At 70.4% G+C, this 13802-nt stretch carries 12 protein-coding genes; 7 read left to right on the top strand and 5 right to left on the bottom strand.

The genetic code is table 11. The features are described from left to right. Window positions 1–103: 103 nt before the first annotated feature. A complete protein-coding gene (locus ACIBK6_RS10190; protein ID WP_399050494.1) occupies window positions 104–766 on the top strand; it encodes a response regulator transcription factor in 663 nt (220 codons plus the stop codon). After that, complete coding sequence (locus ACIBK6_RS10185; protein WP_399050492.1) at window positions 763–2133, top strand: sensor histidine kinase; 1371 nt, start codon at window positions 763–765, stop codon at window positions 2131–2133. Before ACIBK6_RS10190 ends, ACIBK6_RS10185 begins: the two co-directional genes overlap by 4 nt. Here the strand turns inward: ACIBK6_RS10185 and ACIBK6_RS10180 are convergent. The 3 genes from ACIBK6_RS10180 to ACIBK6_RS10170 form a co-directional block, all read right to left on the bottom strand. After that, window positions 2114–2929, bottom strand: coding sequence for a hypothetical protein (locus ACIBK6_RS10180; RefSeq protein ID WP_399050490.1), 816 nt, complete (start codon window positions 2927–2929; stop codon window positions 2114–2116). The genes ACIBK6_RS10185 and ACIBK6_RS10180 overlap by 20 nt on opposite strands. Before the next feature lie 73 nt (window positions 2930–3002). Continuing rightward, entirely contained in the window at window positions 3003–3698 is a 696-nt protein-coding gene (locus ACIBK6_RS10175) for a response regulator (protein WP_399050488.1), read from the bottom strand. Beyond that, entirely contained in the window at window positions 3695–5401 is a 1707-nt protein-coding gene (locus ACIBK6_RS10170) for an ATP-binding protein (protein ID WP_399050486.1), read from the bottom strand. Before ACIBK6_RS10170 ends, ACIBK6_RS10175 begins: the two co-directional genes overlap by 4 nt. A 347-nt stretch (window positions 5402–5748) precedes the next feature. Here ACIBK6_RS10170 and ACIBK6_RS10165 point away from each other — a divergent pair, with 347 nt between their 5' ends. Genes ACIBK6_RS10165 through ACIBK6_RS10155 form a run of 3 tightly spaced genes read left to right on the top strand, consistent with a single transcriptional unit; the run spans window position 5749 to window position 8626 of the window. Next, window positions 5749–6606, top strand: coding sequence for an ABC transporter ATP-binding protein (locus ACIBK6_RS10165; protein ID WP_399050484.1), 858 nt, complete (start codon window positions 5749–5751; stop codon window positions 6604–6606). A 53-nt stretch (window positions 6607–6659) separates the two neighbouring features. Then, window positions 6660–7532, top strand: a complete 873-nt coding sequence (locus ACIBK6_RS10160) for an ABC transporter permease (RefSeq protein WP_399050482.1) — start codon at window positions 6660–6662, stop codon at window positions 7530–7532. Window positions 7533–7579: 47 nt separating this feature from the next. Continuing rightward, window positions 7580–8626 (top strand): ABC transporter substrate-binding protein, encoded by a 1047-nt coding sequence (locus tag ACIBK6_RS10155; RefSeq protein WP_399050480.1) that lies wholly within the window; start codon window positions 7580–7582, stop codon window positions 8624–8626. A gap of 84 nt (window positions 8627–8710) precedes the next feature. On the opposite strand, the gene ACIBK6_RS10150 is transcribed toward ACIBK6_RS10155, so the two are convergent. Continuing rightward, window positions 8711–9373, bottom strand: coding sequence for a response regulator (locus tag ACIBK6_RS10150; RefSeq protein ID WP_399050478.1), 663 nt, complete (start codon window positions 9371–9373; stop codon window positions 8711–8713). Continuing rightward, the gene (locus ACIBK6_RS10145; protein WP_399050476.1) at window positions 9373–10578 is read right to left on the bottom strand and encodes a sensor histidine kinase; all 1206 of its coding nucleotides are present in this window, start codon (window positions 10576–10578) and stop codon (window positions 9373–9375) included. The genes ACIBK6_RS10150 and ACIBK6_RS10145 overlap by 1 nt, the downstream gene beginning before the upstream one ends. Window positions 10579–10711: 133 nt before the next feature. Between ACIBK6_RS10145 and ACIBK6_RS10140 the strand changes: the two genes are divergently transcribed. Together ACIBK6_RS10140 and ACIBK6_RS10135 are read left to right on the top strand one after the other, a co-directional pair. Beyond that, the gene (locus ACIBK6_RS10140; RefSeq protein ID WP_399050474.1) at window positions 10712–11443 is read left to right on the top strand and encodes an ABC transporter ATP-binding protein; all 732 of its coding nucleotides are present in this window, start codon (window positions 10712–10714) and stop codon (window positions 11441–11443) included. After that, complete coding sequence (locus ACIBK6_RS10135; RefSeq protein ID WP_399050472.1) at window positions 11440–13758, top strand: FtsX-like permease family protein; 2319 nt, start codon at window positions 11440–11442, stop codon at window positions 13756–13758. Before ACIBK6_RS10140 ends, ACIBK6_RS10135 begins: the two co-directional genes overlap by 4 nt. The last annotated feature ends 44 nt before the right edge of the window (window positions 13759–13802 follow it).

Raw genomic sequence — 13802 nt, 5'->3', positions numbered from 1 at the left:
GCGCATGGCGGCGCCGAGCCGTCCCCACAGCACCGCATTGTCCCCATTCGCGTCTACAGCGCTGTAGACGCTACGCTCTCGGGACGAGAGAGGGGCGGAAGGCATGCGGCAGCGGATCCTGGTCGTAGAAGACGATCACGCGCTGCGCGATGTCCTGCGCCGCGGGCTTGCCGACGAGGGCTTCGAGACGGTGCCGGCCCAGGACGGTGCGAGCGCGCTGCGGCTCGCCACCGACGCGGTCGACGCGGTCGTCCTCGATGTCGGGCTGCCCGACGCGGACGGCCGCGACGTGTGCCAGGCCATACGCGCGAACGGGTTCCGCTCCCCCGTCATCTTCCTCACCGCCCACCACCGGCTCACCGATCGCCTCACCGGATTCTCGGCAGGCGGCGACGACTACCTGCCGAAGCCGTTCCACCTCACGGAACTCGCCGCCCGCCTGCGGGCGGTCCTCAAACGCTCGGCACCGCTCAAGGCGGCCACGGCCGGAGATCTGGTCCTCGACGCGGTGCGGCACAGCTTCACCGTCCACGGCGCCCAGGTCGATCTGACACCGACCGAGTTCCGGCTGCTGGCCCCGCTCATGGCGGCGGGCGGCGAGATCGTGGGCCGCCGCGCGCTGATCCGGGCCGGCTGGCCCGAGGGCGCACAGGTCAGCGACAACACCCTGGATCAGTACCTGACCCGGCTGCGGCGCAAGCTCCGCGACGCGGGCAGCGCCCTTTCGATCACCACGGCCCGGGGCGTCGGCCACCGGCTGTCATGAGGGCCGTACTGCTGCGGTGGTGGCCGCGCACCCTGCGCGGCCGGCTCTCGCTGGTCGCGGTCGCCACCCTCGCGTTCCTCATGGTGGTGCTCACGGTCGTGTTCAACACGGTCGTCCAGCAACGCCTCCAGCATCAGGCCGACGACCACCTGCGCACCCGTGCGGCGGCCGTCGCGGCGACGGTCGACACGAGCGGCACCGCGGTGCGGGTGCTGGAGACCCCCAACGACGAACTCCTCGACACCAATGTCTGGATCTTCGCGGGCCCCGCGCTCCTGGAGCACCCGTCCACCGCGGCCCCGGCCGGCCCCAGCACGCGCGCGGCCGCCGACCTCGCCTCCCACGGCACTCAGCGCTGCACCACCTTGCAGCACCCGACGCCGGTCCGGCTGTGCGCGCAGCCGGTACCGGCCGGGAGCCGATCGCCGGGGCGGGCCGCCGTGGTCACCGCCGTGGACCTGGGTCCGTACCGGAGCACCGCGGACACGGTGCTCTTCGCGTCGATCGCCCTGGACGCGGCGATGCTCGCCTGCACCTACGGCCTGACCCGCCTCGCGGTGGGACGCGCCCTGCGTCCGGTGCACACCATGACCGCCCAGGCGGCCCAGTGGAGCGCGGCCGCCTCCGACGAGCGCTTCGGCGGCACGGCACGGCCGACCGAGCTGGCCCAGCTGGGCTCCTCCCTTGACGCCCTGCTCGACCGCATCCGGGCTGTCCTGCGGCACGAGCAGCAGCTGACCGGCGAGCTCTCCCACGAGCTGCGCAACCCGCTCGCGCGGATCATCGCCGAGCTCGACTGGTGGCAGGCCCATCCGCGCTCGGCCGCACAGACCCGGGCCTCGCACACAGCCATCGCGGATGCGGCCGAGTCCATGCGGACGATCTGCGACACCCTGCTCGACGACGCCCGGGACCGCGCCGGTACGACTCCGGGCACCGCCGAGGTGCTGCCCGCCCTGCACCGGCTCGTGGGACGGCTGACCGTCCCACGAGGGGTGTCGGTCACCGTCCGCGGCAAGGAGGCGGACCTGGCGGCCGGGGTCTCGCCCGCACTCCTCGACCGCATCGTCGGCCCGCTCGTCGACAACGCCCTGCGTTACGCACGCACGAGCGTCGGTGTTCTGGCGTACCGCCAGGACGGCGGCGTACGGATCTCGGTGACCGATGACGGATCCGGAGTCCCCGCCGCCTTCGCCGAGGAGCTGTTTCACCCGGGCCGCCGCGCTGACCCCGACGACGGCCACGGCGGAGCGGGCCTCGGGCTGCCGCTCGCGCGGCGCCTGGCCCGCTCCGCCGGAGGGGATGTGCACTACGCCCGGCAGCAGGCACCGGGCGCGGAGTTCACCGTCAGCCTGCCGTCCGGCTGAGCTGCCGCTCGGTCGCGTCCCTGCGCGACACCGTCAGGTACACCACCAAGGCCAGGATCACCGCCAGGAACAGCACACTGGTGATCACGGTGCCGAGGCCAAGACCGCCGTCGTCGCTCGACTGGGACAGGTAGTCGCCCATGGAAGCGCCGAGCGGCCTCGTCAGTACGTACGCGATCCAGAAGCTCCACACGGCGTCGAGCCCGAGAGCGAAGTGGGCCACCGCGACCGCGGCGATGGCGAGTGCGAACAGAAGCGCGGCGACCCAGTACCCGAGGGAGAGCCGCTCCGAGACGAGGTCGCCGGCGGCCGTGCCCAGGGCGAAGGTGAACAGGACGGCCAGCCAGTAGAACGTCTCGCGGCGCGCGGTGTGGATGCTGTGGATGGACAGCGTGCGCTCGGACCGGTACCAGGCGACGAACACCACGGCCAGAACCACGGCGAAGACGGCGGTGGTGGTTTCCAGCGGTACGCCCAGGTTGTCCGTCAGGTTGTCGCTGATCAGCGTGCCCACGACGCTGATCAGCACCACGACCAGCCAGTAGACGCCCGGCCGGTAGCCCTTGGTCCGGAACTGCACGACCAGGGCCGCCGCCAGGAGCGCGCTCATCACCAGGGAGGTACCGGTGAGGCCCATACCCAGCTGGGAGTTGAGGAAGTCCGCCGCGGTCTCGCCGACCGTCGTGCACAGCACCTTGATCACCCAGAAGTAGAAGGTGACCTCCGGAACCTTGTTCCAACGCGGGCCGCGGCCGGTGCCGGCGGTGCCGACCGGGCTGTATGTCTCGGATGTCATGGACCCAGACGGTGCCAGCCGGAACCTGAACGCATCCTGATAGCGGTGATCGCATGCGGCAGCCCCCGAGAGGTCAGGTCCCGGCGCGGTAGCGGTGCTCGGGGCGGCCCGTCGCCCCGTACTTCAGCTCCAGCTGTACGAGGCCCTCCTTCACCAGATAGGAGAGGTAGCGCTGGGCGGTCGCCCGGGAGACTCCGGTCGCCCGGGCCACCTCGGCGGACGACAGGTCGCGGCGGGCGGCGCGCACCGCGTCGCGGACCAGGGTCAGAGTGGGAGCGGAGTGCCCCTTCGCCGGGACGGGCGGCAGCAGCGCGGGCCGGGTGGCGCTGAACAGGGCGTCCACGTCGGCCTGTTCGGCCTCCGCCTCCGGCGGCAGCGACGCCAGTCTGCGCCGCAGGTCCTGATAGGCCGTCAGGCGCTCGTCGAGGGCGGCGTAGCCGAACGGTTTGACGATGTAGCCCACCACTCCGAGGGCCATCGCGGACCGTACGGACGCGATGTCCCGGGCGGCCGTGATCATGATGGCGTCGGGCCGCGGGGTGTCCGGGGCCAGGTGCTCGGTGAGGCGCCGCAGGATGCTCAGCCCGCTGCCGTCGGGCAAGTAGACGTCCAGGAGCAGGAGTTCGGGGCGCTGCTCGCGGACCGCCGACAGCGCCTCGGCGACGCTGCCCGCTTGGCCGACCACATCGAAACCGCCGTTGCGGGCGAGATAGGCGGCGTGGATGCCGCTCACCCGGAAGTCGTCGTCCACGACCAGGGTCCTGATCAAAGCCGTCCTCCGTTCGGGGGCTCGCCCGCGGCGACCGGGATCGCGGGGCTGACGGTGAACACGGCGCCCTGCGCCACCGGTGCGGTGTCCGGCACGGGCAGCCGGACCTCGAAGACCGCTCCGGGTCCCTCGCTGACCGTGATCCGCCCGCCATGGCGCTGCACGAGCCGGTGGACCAGGGCCAGGCCGAGTCCCCGGCGTGCGGTGCCCCGGTCGGGCCGGGTCGACCAGCCATCCTCGAAGATCGCCTCGGCGGTGCCGGGGGGAATCCCGGGACCGCTGTCCTCGACGCGGACCCGGACCTCGTCGTCGCACTCGGTGAGGGCGAGCAGCACCCGGCGGCCAGCGTCGGGCGCGGGACCGGTGACGGCGGCGTCCACGGCGTTGTCGAGGAGGTTCCCGATGATGGTCAACAACCGGTGCAAATGGGGTGGTTGTTCGCCGAGCCGGGTGTCCTCGCCGAGTTCGAGCCGTACGCCGCGTTCGGCGGCCACCGTCGTCTTGGCGACGACCAGGCCGATCATGAGCGGGTTGCCGATCCCCTCCCGTACCGACTCCGCCAGGGCGGGGCCGGTGCCACCCGACTCCACGAGGAAGTCGAGGGCCGCTTCGTACTCGCCGAGTTCGAGCAGCCCGGTGAGCGTGTGCAGCCGGTTGGTGAACTCGTGCTGCTGGGCACGGAGTGCGTCGGTCAGCCCCCGCACGGAGTCGAGCTCCCTCAGCAGGCCGACGAGTTCGGTCCGGTCCCGTACGGTGACGACGGCGCCGAGCTCGTGGCCCCGCAGCACCACCGGCATCCGGTTGACAGCGAGGCAGTGCTCGTCGGTGAGGACGGTGAGGTCCGACCCGGTGGGTTCGGCGACTTCGAGCGTGCCGCTCAGGGCCCGGCGCAGCCGCCCGTCCGGCATCAGCTCCTCCAGACGCGAGCCCAGTGCGGTGCCCAGGCCGAGGAGCCGGCGCGCCTCGTCGTTGACGACGGTGATCCTGCCCTGCGGGTCGAAGGCGACGACACCCTCCCGGATGCCGTGCAGCATCGCCTCGCGGTCCTGCAGCAGCCCCGCGATCTCTTCGAGTTCCAGCCCGAAGGTGGAGCGTTTGAGGCCGCGGGCCAGCACATAGGAGGCGATCGCGCCGAGGACCAGGGCGGTGCCGGCGTACAGGCCGAAGGTGGGTATCTCGCGGAAGAGTTCCGCCAGCACGTCCTGGTCCGGCATGCCGACGGACACTTCCCCCACGAGCGCGCCCGTGGGGCCGTAGAGCGGGGCCTTGCCGTTCGCCGAGCGGCCCGTCGCTCCCTGGTCGATGCCGACGTGCTCTCGGCCGTCGAGGGCGACCAGGCGTTCGGTCACCCTCGCCCCGATCTCGGAGGTGATCGGATGCGAGTGCCGGATGCCGCCGCGGTCGATGACGACGACGTACGAGGCGTGTGCGGCACGGCGGATGCGTTCGGCCACCGTCTGCACGACGTCGCCGCCGCCCCCGTACTCCATCGCCTGCTGGATCTGCGGCTCGGCGGCGGTGGTGTCCGCGATGGCGAGCGCGCGCTGCTCATAGTCGCGGTCGAGAAGGGCGCGCTGCGCGAAGCCGAACAGGACGAATCCGATGGCGCCGGTGACTCCGAGGATCGCCAGCTGGCCGAGCAGGATCCGGGTGGAGAGCTTGCGGCTGTGCCCGGGGCCGCGCCGCTGGGCGAACGATGGCATCGGCGGCAACTCCTCCCTCACGATCCCGCTCGGCGCGGAGCCGGGTGCGTGGGGCAGGCGGAAGCCGCACCGGGGCGCCGGTGTCTTCCCGGGTCCGCGGTCGTCGGCGATTGTGCCTTCCGGAACCTCGTTTTGCCCACCCCTTCTGACCAGCGGATCTGCCATGAGCACAACGAGCAGAACGTCGATCAGCGCGGTGAAGCCGGGCAATGTGCGCAAGGCTCGCCGCCCGGCACGGCCGGTTCTACGGTCTCGGCATTCGCAACATCCGCGAAACATCACATGACATTTCGCGGAACGCGCCCGGCCCGTACCACCCGTTCCGTACTTCCAAGGCGGTGCCCTTGATGGCAGCGACACCCCCCGAGAACAACCCTGCTCCCGACCCGGTTGCGGCGATCGAACTGCGCGGCGCGACCAAACGCTTCCGCACCCCCTCCGGGGGCGTCTACACCGCGCTGCGCGACCTGGACATGACGGTCGCGCCCGGGGAGTTCTGCGCCGTGGTCGGCCCGACCGGCTGCGGCAAGTCCACCACCCTCTCGCTCGTCTCCGGCCTGGAGCGGACCAGCGTCGGCGCCACGCTGCTGCACGGCGAGCCGGTCACCGGCATCGACCCGCGCGTCGGCTTCATGTTCCAGACCGACGCCGTCTTCCCCTGGAAGTCGGTGCTCGACAACGTCGCCGCGGGGCCGCAGTTCCGCGGCACCCCCCGGCGCGAGGCGGTCGACAAGGCCCGCGACTGGCTGCGCAGGGTCGGTCTCACCGGCTTCGAGGACCGGCTGCCCCACCAGTTGTCCGGTGGCATGCGCAAGCGCGTCGCACTCGCCCAGACGCTGATCAACGAGCCCGAGATCCTGCTGATGGACGAGCCGTTCTCGGCCCTTGACGTACAGACCCGGCAGATCGTCTCGGACGAGCTGCTCGCGCTGTGGGAACTCACCCGCCCCGCCGTCGTGTTCGTCACCCACGACCTGGAGGAGGCCATCGCCCTCGCCGACAAGGTCGTCGTCCTCACCGTGGGCCCCGGCACCGTCAAGGACACCTTCACCATCGATCTCCCCCGGCCCCGCAAGGTCCAGGAGATCCGCTTCCATCCGCGCTTCGTCGAGCTGTACGAGCAGATCTGGTCGTGCCTGCGCGACGAGGTGCAGGCCGCCTACGCCCGTACGGCAGGTACGGCGCAGATCGGGGCGAGCGCATGAGCACCCGGCTGGCGCCCGACGCGGCATCCTCCGCCCCCGACCGGAGCACTCCCATGACCACTCCCCTCCCGTCCCAGCTGTCCGAGCCGGACGAGGCCGCACTGATCAGCGCGGCCCGGCGCCGGACGCGGCGGCGCCGCCTGCTCATCGGCGTCGCCCAGGTCCTGCTCGTCGCCGTCGTGATCCTCGGCTGGCAGCTCGGAGCCGACAACGGGGCCCTCGACCCGTTCACCTACGGATCGCCGTCCGGCGCGGCGGACCAGCTGAGGACCTGGTTCACCGACGGCACTGCCAGCGGTTCGGTCTGGCACAACATCTCCGTCACCATGCAGGAGACCGTCTTCGGCTTCCTCATCGGCACTCTGGCGGGCGTGGTCATGGGCATCGCGCTCGGCCGGGTCCGGGTGCTCGCCGACATCCTGGCCCCGTTCATCAAGGCCGCCAACTCGATTCCGCGCATCGTGCTCGGCGCCATGTTCACCCTCTGGTTCGGCCTCGGGGTGTCCGGCAAGGTCGCGCTCGCCGTCGTGCTGGTCTTCTTCTCGGTCTTCTTCAACGCCTTCCAGGGCACCCGTGAGGTGGACCGCAACCTGATCGCCAACGCCCGGGTGCTCGGCGCCTCGGAGTGGCGGGTGACCACCCAGGTGGTGCTGCCGTCCGCGATGACGTGGATCGTCGCCTCGCTGCACGCGGCGTTCGGGTTCGCGCTCATCGGCGCCATCGTCGGCGAAATGCTGGGCGCTCAGGCCGGACTCGGGATGCTGATCCGCACGGCACAGGAGAACTTCAACCCGAACGGCGTGTACGCGGGCATCTTCATCATCGCCGTCCTCGCCCTGGTCGCCGAATTCCTCGTCACACGGTTCGAGATGCGTGTACTGCGCTGGCGCCCCACCCAGCTGTCCGGCGACAACGCCGGTCTCTGACCCTCCGCCAACTCCCCCTCCCCGCACACCCGTTAAGGACTCCACACATGATCCCGGTCAAGAAGTCCCTCGCCGTCGCCGTCACATGCAGTGCCCTGGCGCTCTCGCTCACCGCCTGCGGCGGCGGCTCCCCGAAGACGGCCACGAAGAACGCCTCCGGCGAGATCACCGTCAGAATCATGGTCGGCGGTCTGGACAAGCAGATCTACCTGCCGGTGATGCTGGCCAAGAACCTCGGCTACTTCAAGGCGCAGGGCATCAACGCGGTGCTCTCCGACGAGCCCGCCGGGGTCGACGCCGAGACGGACATGCTGGCCGGCCAGCAGGACGCCGTGGTCGGCTTCTACGACCACAACATCGACCTGCAGTCCAAGGGCAAGTCCACCCAGTCGGTGGTGCAACTGCTCCAGGCGCCGGGTGAAGTGGAGATGATCCGCAGCGACGAGTCAGACTCCGTCAAGACGCCCGCGGACTTCAAGGGCAAGAAGCTCGGCGTGACCGGCCTCGGCTCTTCCACGAACTTCCTCACCCAGTACCTGGAGGCCAAGAGCGGCCTCAAGCCCGGCGACGCCACGTCCATCGCCGTGGGCGCGGGTTCGACGTTCGTGGCCGCGGTGAAGAACAAGCAGATCGACGGCGGGATGACGACCGAGCCGACCATCTCCATGCTGGAGAAGCAGGGCCTGGCCAAGCCTCTGATCGACATGCGGACCGCGGCCGGGGCCAAGGCGGCGCTCGGCGGCACCTACCCGGCGTCCTGCCTCTACCTGACGCAGGCGTACATCCAGAAGAACCCCGAGGCGGTGCAGAAGCTGGCGAACGTCTTCGTGGAGACACTGAAGTGGATCCAGGGGCACAGCGGCACCGAGATCGCGGACAAGATGCCCGCCGACTACTACGCGGGCGTCGGCAAGGACACCTACGTCAAGGCCCTGGAGAACGAGAAGGGCATGTACTCGCCCGACGGTCTCATGCCGTCCGACGGCCCCCAGACCGTGCTGAACGTGCTGAGCGCCTTCGACCCGACGGTCAAGGGCCACACCGTCGACCTGTCCAAGACCTTCACCAACGAGTACGTACAGAAAGCGAAGTGACGATCCGTCACGATACGGACGCGCGCGGCAGGCCCTCGCCGGAAGCGGGGGCCTGCCGCATGCCTCGGCGGAAAACGCGACGGCTCAGGGGCCCGGTGAGACGAGGCCGGCTTCGTAGGCGATGATGACGAGGTGGACGCGGTCGCGGGCGTCGAGCTTCGCCAACAGCCGTGTCACATACGCCTTCACGGTCGCGCCGCTGATGACCATGGTCTCGGCGATCTCGGTGTTCGACATCCCCCGGCCGATCAGCGTCAGCGCCTCAAGCTCGCGGTCGGTGATCCGCTCCAGTTCCTTGGGCGGCTGCGCGGCGCCCCGTTGCGGACGGTCGGCGAACTCCTCGATCAGACGGCGCGTCACCTTCGGCGCGATCAGCGCGTCCCCGTCGGCGACGACCCGTACCGCCGCGACGATGTCGTCCAGCGCCATGTCCTTGACGAGGAATCCGGAAGCGCCCGCGCGCAAGGAGTTGTAGACGTTGTCGTCATCGTCGAAGGTCGTCAGGACGATGACATGCGGGGCGCCGTCCTCCTTCGTGATCATCCTGGTGGCCTCGATGCCGTCCATACCGGGCATGCGGATGTCCATGACGACGACGTCGGGTTTCAGGTCCCGGACCAGTTGCACGGCCTCGGCGCCGTTCCCGGCCTCCCCGACGACCTCGATGTCCGGGATGTCGGCGATCACCATGACCAGACCGGCGCGGATCAGCGGCTGGTCGTCGGCGAGCACGACACGGACCGGCATCAGACCTCCATCAGGGCGGGGAGACGGGCGCTCACACGGTAGCCGCCCTCGGGGCGCGGACCTGCGGCGAAGTCGCCGTGCAGCAGCTTCACCCGATCGCGCATCCCGGCGATACCGTAACCGGTGCCTGCACCGCCGCCGTGCCCGGACCCGCTGTCCACGATCACGACGGAGAGGCCGCCCGGCTCGAAGACCACCGAGACCCGGCACTGCTGCGTCCTGGAGTGCTTCACCACGTTGGTGACGGACTCCTGGATGATGCGGAACGCGGACAGGTCGACCTCGGGAGGCAGCGGACGCCGCTCGCCACGCCATTCGACGTCCACCCGGACGCCGGCGTTCCTGGCATCCGCCACCAGCTTGTCGACGTCTTCGAGCCCGGCGAGCGGTCTCCCGGCCCCGCCCGACTCGGCGTCATGGAGCGCGCCGAGCATGCGGCGCAGCCCGGCGAGCGTCTCCCGGCTGGTGTCCTCTATGACGCCCAGTGCCGTGCGGGCGCCGTCGGGCTGGGTGTCGATGACACGTCTGGCGGCCCCGGCCTGGAAGGCGACGACGCCGATGCTGTGCGCGACCATGTCGTGCAGCTCGCGGGCGATCCGCAGCCGCTCGGCCGTCACCGCCTGCTCCGCGATCTGGGTACGCAACTCCTGTGCGTGCGCGCGTTCCTGGCGTCGCGAGTTCCCGATCACCCAGGCGACGACGATCGCCATCAGGACGACGGCCTCGACCGACGTGCCGACCCGGAAACCCGCCGCGAAGCGCACGCCGATGTAACCGACGAGCCCGACGAGCGCCAGCCCGGCGGCACACAGCGAAGTCCGCCGGGGCCGGTCGGCCGCGACGAAGCAGACGGCGAGACAGACCGGGAGGTACTGCTCGGGCGCGATGCTGACGGTGTGGAACGGGCCGTTGGTCAGGGCCAGCGCGCTGAGCACCAGCAGGGCGAGCGCCAGCAGCGGTCTGCGCGACAGCAACCAACAGGCGAAGCCCATCATGATCGCCGCGCACAGCAGGAGCGTCTCCTCGCGACCGCGCATGGCGAACGGGTCGGTGCGGCCGCTCTTCTCGCCCCAGGCCGCCCACGCCTCTCCCGGCCAGCGGATCTGGACGGTGAACGAGTACAGCGTGGACAGGCACCAGGCGAGCGCCGTCCACGCGCCGGGCGTCACACGCTGGAGCGGTGTCGGAGGCGATGTCGTGGGCATGCCGTGATCGTAGCCGGGTGATCATTTCCGGCCATCGGCCCCCAGGTGTACACCCTGGGTCGGCATCCGGACCGGTGCAGTGGGGACGGCGCTCCGATGCCGGTGGACCCGGGTGATCGGCAGTGTTCTGCCCATGACGAACTTGGGTGGTTACGAGGAACGGGAAGCCGTCGTCCAACTCGCGGACGTGCGGAAGGACTTCGGGGATTACGCGGCGCTGGACGGCGTCTGTCTGGAGATCGGTGCGGGCGAGTCGGTCGCCGTGATGGGGCCGTCCGGCTCCGGGAAGTCGACGCTGCTGAACATGGTCTCCGGGCTCGACCGGCCGACCGCCGGTTCGGTCGTCGTCGGCGGGGAGGACTTGGCCGCGCTCGACGAGAAGGGCCTGGCGCTGTTCCGGCGCCGCCGGATCGGCATGATCTTCCAGTTCTTCAACCTCCTTGACGACCTGCCCGCCCTGGACAACATCGCCCTGTCCGGACAACTGGCCGGGATGAAGGCGTCCGCGGCGCGCAAGCGCGCCCTGGAGCTCATGGACGAACTCTCCATCGCCGACCGGAAGAACATCTATCCTTCCTCGCTGTCGGGCGGCGAGCGGCAACGGGTCGCCACCGCACGGGCGTTGATGAACCGGCCGTCGCTCCTGCTGGCCGACGAGCCGACCGGCGCCCTGGACAGCCGTTCCGGCGACCAGGTGACGCAATTGCTCATGGATCTCAACCGGCTCGGCCAGACGCTCCTGATCGTCACGCACGACCCCCGGCTCGCCGCGCAGTGTGCCCGCCGGGTTGTCGAGGTCGCGGACGGGCGCATCGCCCGGGACCGTTCGGTGAGCGGCGACGTGGTCACGGAGGTCGCGCGATGAGCGCCGTCTGGCGGGCTTCCCGCGCGGCCGTGAAGCGCCGCAGACTCCAGACCCTCATCCTCGGCGTCGTCGTCATGGTCTCCAGCGCCATGGCCATCGCCACCCTTGGCCTGCTGGCGGCCGTGTCGGGGCCCTTCGACAAGGCCTACAACGCCGCGAACGGAGCGCACGTCATCGCCGAGTTCGACAGCTCGAAGGCGACCGCCGACCAGATCGCCCGGGCCGCGAACGCTCCCGGCGTCGAGGCTGTCGCGGGTCCCTATCCCGAGGCCGTCCTCCACTCGCCCGCGCAGACCGGCGACCATCCGATCGGGCTTGCCGGTTCCTTCACCGTCGTCGGCCGCGACCGGCCGGACACCCCGGTCGACACCCTCGAACTCACCGCCGGCCGCTGGGTGAAGGGCCCCGGCGAGATCGTCCTGAACCAGAATCCGGAACGTGACGGGTCCGAGCACGACGTCGTCACCCCGGACGGCGTACATCTCAAGGTCGTCGGCTACACCAAGTCGGCCGGCCAGTCCGCGGGCGGCTGGGTCACGCCCGACCAGGCCCGCGCCCTGCACGCGTCCTCGCTCCAGATGATGTACCGCTTCAAGAACGCCGGATCCGACTCGGCCCTGAAGACCGGGATGGCCGCCGCCACGCACGGCCTGCCGTCGACCGCGCTGACGGGAACCGGCTCCTACCTGGCCATCAAGGCGAGCCTCGCCAAGGGCCCGAACACCTATGTGCCGTTCCTGACGGTCTTCGGCATCCTGGGCCTGATCGTGTCGGTGCTGATCGTCGGCAACGTCGTCAGCGGGGCGGTCGTCTCGGGCTTCCGCCACATCGGGGTCCTCAAGGCTCTGGGATTCACGCCGAACCAGGTGACGGCGGTCTATCTCGTCATGGTCACGTTCCCGGCCGTGATCGGCTGCGTCCTCGGCTCGGTGATCGGCGGCCTTGTCGCAAAGAAGCTGGTGAACCAGGCCTTCTGGGGCATCTTCGACAACGACCTCGTCATCGGCAAGGCGACCGTCCCGACGTGGGTCTGTCCGGCGGTACTGATCGGCATGCCGTTGCTCGTCGCACTGTCCGCACTCATCCCGGCGATGCGCGCCCGGCGCCTGCCCGCCGCCGTCGCCATCAGCGCGGGCAGCGTCCAGCAGTCCGGACACGGCCTGGCGATCCAGCGCAGGCTCGCCGGATCGCGCCTGCCGCGTCCGGTGAGTCTGGGCCTGGGCTGGCCGTTCGCCCGCCCGGGTCGCACGGCTCTGACGCTGTCGACCGTCGTACTCGGCGTCATGACCGTGACGATGGCTCTCGGCATCTCGGCCTCCGTCGTCAAGTTCGAGCAGCTGCAGAGCCAGCCGGACAAGATCCAGGTCAGCATCGACGTGCACAACCCGAAGTGGCACCCTCCCGGCCCGACACACTCCGACGACCAGCTCTTCTCGCTGCTGCGCTCGCTGCCCGGCACCGCGCACGTGTCCGCGCAGACCCCGCTGGAGACGCGCATGGCAGGTTCGTCGGGAACCCTCCGGGTGGGCGTCGAGAGCGGCGACACGACGGCACTGCACCTGGAACTCGCCCGCGGGCGCTGGATCGAGGGGCCTGACGAGGTGGTGGTGTCATCCGAGTTCTGGCACCGGCACAAGGTGTCCCTCGGCGACACGATCACGCTGGACACGCCCGGTGGACCCCGGCAGCAGAGGATCGTCGGCGAGAGCGTCGGGGGATGGGACGTGACGACCCTGGACTGGAAGCGTTACGTCCCGCTCAGCATGGCCCAGCGCGCCCAGACCTTCTCCGTCCAACTCACCAAAGGCACCGACCCGGGGGCCTACGCCGCAGCGGTCGCGCGTATCGACCCGGGGCTGAAGGCGTCGGTGAACGGCGGCACCGACACCCTCGAAAAGGTCATCATCAGCGTGGTGTCGACGCTCACCGTGATGCTGATCGTCGTATCGAGCCTCGGCGTGTTCAACACGGTGGTCCTCAACACCCTGGAGCGGCGCAGGGACTTGGGGATGCTCAAGTCGATCGGCATGACGCCGCGTCAGGTCAGCGCCATGGTGGTGACCTCCATGACGGCACTCGGAGCGGTCGGCGGACTCCTCGGCGTCCCGCTCGGGCTCCTCGCGCACCGGATCATCATCCCGCTGACCGGGCGCGGCACCGGACTCGACCTGCCGAACTCGCTGATGGACGTGTGGAGTTGGCCGACGCTGGCGCTGCTGATCTTCGCGGGCTCACTCATCGCGGCACTGGGCGCCTACCTCCCCGCCCGCGGCGCCGCGAAGGCCCCGGTGGCGGAAGTGCTGCGGACGGAATAGCGGGACGTGGCCTGCGTAAGGGTGTTGCGCGGGAGCGCGCCGGG

This window comes from Streptomyces sp. NPDC050485, from assembly GCF_044458185.1.
Classification (GTDB): domain Bacteria; phylum Actinomycetota; class Actinomycetes; order Streptomycetales; family Streptomycetaceae; genus Streptomyces.
This window is presented reverse-complemented; position numbering and strand designations above follow the sequence as displayed.

What these genes read in the sequence shown, in the direction of transcription:
- ACIBK6_RS10190 (WP_399050494.1), top strand. Translation starts at nt 104, where the DNA reads ATGCGGCAGCGGATCCTGGTCGTAGAAGACGATCACGCGCTGCGCGAT.
- ACIBK6_RS10185 (WP_399050492.1), top strand. Translation starts at nt 763, where the DNA reads ATGAGGGCCGTACTGCTGCGGTGGTGGCCGCGCACCCTGCGCGGCCGG.
- ACIBK6_RS10180 (WP_399050490.1), bottom strand. Translation starts at nt 2,929, where the DNA reads ATGACATCCGAGACATACAGCCCGGTCGGCACCGCCGGCACCGGCCGC.
- ACIBK6_RS10170 (WP_399050486.1), bottom strand. Translation starts at nt 5,401, where the DNA reads ATGCCATCGTTCGCCCAGCGGCGCGGCCCCGGGCACAGCCGCAAGCTC.
- ACIBK6_RS10165 (WP_399050484.1), top strand. Translation starts at nt 5,749, where the DNA reads ATGGCAGCGACACCCCCCGAGAACAACCCTGCTCCCGACCCGGTTGCG.
- ACIBK6_RS10160 (WP_399050482.1), top strand. Translation starts at nt 6,660, where the DNA reads ATGACCACTCCCCTCCCGTCCCAGCTGTCCGAGCCGGACGAGGCCGCA.
- ACIBK6_RS10155 (WP_399050480.1), top strand. Translation starts at nt 7,580, where the DNA reads ATGATCCCGGTCAAGAAGTCCCTCGCCGTCGCCGTCACATGCAGTGCC.
- ACIBK6_RS10150 (WP_399050478.1), bottom strand. Translation starts at nt 9,373, where the DNA reads ATGCCGGTCCGTGTCGTGCTCGCCGACGACCAGCCGCTGATCCGCGCC.
- ACIBK6_RS10145 (WP_399050476.1), bottom strand. Translation starts at nt 10,578, where the DNA reads ATGCCCACGACATCGCCTCCGACACCGCTCCAGCGTGTGACGCCCGGC.
- ACIBK6_RS10140 (WP_399050474.1), top strand. Translation starts at nt 10,712, where the DNA reads ATGACGAACTTGGGTGGTTACGAGGAACGGGAAGCCGTCGTCCAACTC.
- ACIBK6_RS10135 (WP_399050472.1), top strand. Translation starts at nt 11,440, where the DNA reads ATGAGCGCCGTCTGGCGGGCTTCCCGCGCGGCCGTGAAGCGCCGCAGA.